The sequence below is a fragment of the Kaarinaea lacus genome (assembly GCF_975902315.1).
Genome location: NZ_CDLKIE010000074.1, coordinates 1 through 4,494, shown reverse-complemented (window position 1 = coordinate 4,494; position 4,494 = coordinate 1). Strand labels below are relative to the sequence as shown.

At 45.2% G+C, this 4,494-nt stretch carries 4 protein-coding genes; 2 read left to right on the top strand and 2 right to left on the bottom strand.

All coding sequences use genetic code 11. The features are described from left to right. A partial coding sequence (locus ACWVCM_RS01715; RefSeq protein WP_455199971.1) for a hypothetical protein occupies nt 1–1,427 on the bottom strand: 1,427 nt, incomplete at its 3' end. 525 nt (nt 1,428–1,952) lie between these two features. Here ACWVCM_RS01715 and ACWVCM_RS01710 point away from each other — a divergent pair. After that, on the top strand, nt 1,953–2,423 hold the full coding sequence (locus tag ACWVCM_RS01710; RefSeq protein WP_455199970.1) for an aminoacyl-tRNA deacylase: 471 nt from the start codon (nt 1,953–1,955) through the stop codon (nt 2,421–2,423). A 125-nt stretch (nt 2,424–2,548) separates the two neighbouring features. Here ACWVCM_RS01710 and ACWVCM_RS01705 read toward each other — a convergent pair whose 3' ends face one another. Continuing rightward, nucleotides 2,549–3,142 (bottom strand): rhodanese-like domain-containing protein, encoded by a 594-nt coding sequence (locus ACWVCM_RS01705; protein ID WP_455199969.1) that lies wholly within the window; start codon nt 3,140–3,142, stop codon nt 2,549–2,551. A gap of 358 nt (nt 3,143–3,500) precedes the next feature. On the opposite strand from ACWVCM_RS01705, the gene ACWVCM_RS01700 reads away from it, so the two are divergent. Next, complete coding sequence (locus tag ACWVCM_RS01700; RefSeq protein ID WP_455199968.1) at nt 3,501–4,445, top strand: PDC sensor domain-containing protein; 945 nt, start codon at nt 3,501–3,503, stop codon at nt 4,443–4,445. Nucleotides 4,446–4,494: the final 49 nt, after the last annotated feature.

Sequence of the window (4,494 nt, the reverse complement as noted above, 5' to 3'; positions counted from 1 at the left end):
GGCGAGGTGATAGTCATCTCGACGGGATTACCTGTCGAACCATCATCCAGTACCCTGTCCGTGCCAATAACCAATGTACCGCCCACCTCGGTATATGTGGTTTGATTTGTACAGGAAGCGTCGGAGTAATCGACCAATGCAAAGGTAAAGGTCTTGTCATTTTGTACAATCAGATATAACGTAGTCCAGGTTGTACTATCTTTACTAATGCAGGGTGAAATCCATGATCCGGCATACAGACCCACATCAATGCCAGTACCAATTCCGGTATCGGCTGGTGGAGGATTTTCAGATGCCGGGGGAGTTATTGTTAGCAACCCGTCACTGATTGCGCCATCTTTGATGGCGTTAAAAATGTGATCGCCTGGGACCGGGCTGGAATTAGTATCTTCGGTATAAATTTTTACCTTTAATTTACCGGTGGCAGTGTCTGTGCCAATGATGACGACGCTGTATGAACGAACGGGGTCCTGAGCACCAGGCTCGAATTCATACATAAACAGGTAGCCTTGAGAAGAAAAACCCCATTGTAGATTCGGTACCTGGTCGATAGTAAAGTCACCGAAATATCCAAAGCCCTGATTCAGTAAGGTGATCGACAATCCGTCGATATCCAGTATTGTATCCGGGACGATTCTGTCTTCGAACTGGGCAATTGAAGAGGCGCCACAGTTATAGACTACAGGTTCAAAATCATAGTAGCTGTACGGGCTGCCGGTCGTGCTGCAGGGTATTCCATTGCTACTGCCTACTTCAGGTGACGGATTCGAGTTGATTATCCCGCCCAGGTTTACACCGCCTGTACTCACCGCATCGGCAATGGCTTGCGTCGTTTCATTAATGGTCATGGTATCAGTAAAGCTGATATCCAGTGCCTCAATACTGGCTATCGCTAGGGCAAGCGATTCCTCTGAAACTGCTGAAAGGTTTTCATTGTCGACTTGAATGATGGCAAGAATCACTTGCAGAAGATACTCGGTTACCGGGTTGATATCGGTGACTTCCGATCTGACCAGGGCACGCATGGATACACCACTGGTGGCGGTGACCTGGACAACCAGGTCATCTGAAAGCGTACCGGTAAAAGTCAGGCTGTATTGGCCTGTAACATCATCTGTCATGGCTGTTTCAATAACAGCGCCTTTCTGACTGCCATCGTCATTGATACGAATCAGTTCTACCATTGCACTGACGACAGGTGTTAAACCAGTAACTTCAGCATGAAGGTCGGGAATCAACAGCGATGCAAACCTGTCCATCAGGTTTTGTTGTTCAAACAACACCACGCTGGGGGCAGGTGCGGTAACCGTACCAGTGATGGTTGTTTGTGTGGGGGTTGTTGAGTCGCCATTGCCACCGCAGCCGGCAATAATGGCCAACAGGCTTATGGCAATCAATTGTTGAAATTGTCTTAACTTTGAATACATGAAATCTCCCCCGGCGGTGAACGCTGTTACCGCTGAAATAATTAACTGTGTTTGGATGTTCGAGGTTGCTGCTGGTTTCACCTGCTGGGTAAATATGGGAACCCGAATGCGGTTTAGTTTATCAAAGAAGTGTTTGTTGATCAGCTAAAAACACACTAAATAAAAGTATTTTCTTCACAATTATGGATATTGGTGAATACGAAAGCAACTCAATTCAGTAGCAGGGATATTAGAGTAGAAATTCACGCTGACCCCGTTTTAGCGCTCTGAGAATAAAATAATAATCGAAGTACAGATAGAAAAGGCAGGGACTACAGGTCAGTAAAATTGGTCGAGTGACAGGCGGGCAGAGTTCTTATTATTCGCGATTAATGCCTGTCCCAAATTTGCAACGTATTTTCCTGCTGATTTCCTATTTCTGTCCTATTTAAGTGCTATATTTAACGATAGCAAATCTTCTTTTTAACCTAAAGAATTACCGAACCATAGCAGGGTTAAACCATCTATCAAAAAGGGAGGTGGACCATGGCTATAGCAATTACCCTCAAAGATTATCTCGAAAATTCAGGTGCCCAATACGACGTCGTGCCTCACACATACACAACCTCAAGCATGTCAACGGCTGAGGCCGCACACATCCCAGGTGACAAGTTGGTAAAGTCAGTACTTCTGGAAGATGAAAACGGCTACGTGCTGGCGGTTATCCCGGCAACACATCACCTGGAGCTGGGGCGCATCAGCCAGCAATTAAATCGGCGCCTGGGACTGGCGACAGAAGATGAATTAGGAAATATCTTCACTGATTGTGATCTCGGGGCAATCCCACCCATCGGCAATGCCTATGGCGTTGAAGTGATAATGGATGAATGCCTGAGGGACTGCAAAGAAGTGTATTTTGAGGCCGGCGATCATATTGAGTTGGTGCACATGGAGAGTGATGCGTTTATGACCCTCATGCAAAATGCCAGTGTAAACCAGATCAGCCACCATATGTGATCATCCGCTTCTGAACTATTAAAATTGTAAGGAAAATTAATGCCAGTAATTCGGTTGCAAAAAAAAACGGCAGTGTTGCCACTGCCGTTTTATCTAAATTACATTTTGTAAACTAAGTTTTGATCTTATCCGCCGACATTATACATCTTGGCCGCTTGTAACTTGTAGGTCCAGGGCAGGCCGGAATTCTTCCAGCCATTTTTGATACGTTGGCCTTTGAATGGTCCATCTTTGACCTTGTCGCCTTCAAAACCGGATACGATGGTGTAAACATTTGTATAACCCAGGCCGGCTAGCAGATCTGCAGCTTTGGCACTGCGGGAACCGGAACGGCAGGTAAGTATCACTGGGTCGTTCTTACTTAAGCCTTTCTCAGCTAAACGCTCGGCAACTTTATCGGCAAAATCTGAATTCACTTCCATTTTGAATGTGTTTTTCTTGGCGTCCCATGCGTACCACTCGTTCATAACCATATAGGGTACATTGGCATCCACGTTGGTAGGCATACCCAGGAAATTCACTTCGGTACGGGTGCGCACGTCCAGAAACAGGCTCTTGTCTGCTTTTTTGGTCACGAATTCATAAGCGTCTATCGGGGTCATATAGAGTTCCAGCTTAGTGCGTTTTTTCTTTGGTAGATCTGCGCTATCTACGGCAAGAGCGCTCTGGCTGGCAAACAGTGCAAATAAGGCGGCTATAATTAACTTATTGAAATACATAATAAAACTCCTACAATTTACTTCATCTTACGGGGTGGTTAAAGGATATTCAGTTAGTATATTATAATAAACTAATATACTATCTCAACTAATTTATATTGTTAGAGCGATAATTTCTTCTAATCAGTTAAGCAATGAACATTAACAACTCTGGCCTTAAAAATAGTAGGGGAATAGTTCCGTTTTGTTTTTACATAGACTTTCAAGTAAAAAGAATTAGTAATTGAAAAGCTGTGTAATTGGGGACAGATTGCTCTTCCCTTACTAAAACGGACACTCAGTTAGTGTACGCTCATGGCTTTTTCATACGCCATGGGTGATTGGTAGTTGCGGATTTGTGTTGAATCTGGAGTATGCGATGGAACAAAACTGGAAAGTTGCCATTCACCGCCAGCGTGAACAGCTTGCGGAGTTGCTGCATGAGCCATTAACACGGCTCGCCGAACAATGTGCGCCCGCATGGGGTGATCGGGATAAACTCGATGCTGTGTTACTGGAAGGTTTTGTGAATGTTCCCCATTGCATGTTTCTCTACGTGGTTAATACCGATGGAATTCAGGTTAGTGGCAATGTCAGTCGCGATGGATTGCTGCCTGAACATTATGGCCGTGATCGTTCTCAACGGCCCTACATGCGGGAAGTGGTGCCTTCGTGGGGATTTTTACTGTCGGAAGCCTATGTGAGTATGCGCGCCCATCGGCCATCACTTACAGCATTGCATATTATTCGTGTTGAAGGTAAAGCGGTGGGTTACCTGGGCGCCGATTTTGACTTGCGTGACTTACCTGTAACTTCCGTTTTATATGAAGAACCTTCTCACTGGATGCAAATTAAAGGAGATCCTTCAATCCGGAGTACGGTATTCCAGCAGATTCGCACCGAGAGCCAGCTGGATCGCAACGTGGAACAGGCGTTTTCAATACTGGATGAGCTATTTGAAGACCGTGGGGTATTCCAGGCGGTGATTCATTTTTCCAGCAGCCGGGCGACCGTATGGTTTCTGGATGATCCTTATCGTTATCGAATATTGACCCATGAAGCGCTGGCAGATCCAGACATATGCATGGCCTATCCGGTTCAACTTTATCCCGAAGATGCAATCATGCCACAATCGAGTATTGAACCGGTGTTAGAAGCCATGCGCCGGCTACGCGTGGCAGATGAGACGATTTATTTGCGTTCGGCTTCTATTAATATCTTTAACGGCATGATCAGTCTAACTTTCTCTTGTGATGGTTCGCATTACATGCGCTACGATGAGTTTCTGAAAAAAGATATGGGCTTTTGGTTTGGAGACTCATAATATGTGTGTTTCTATTGTGTAATAATAGTAGACAACCCCAATTAATTAG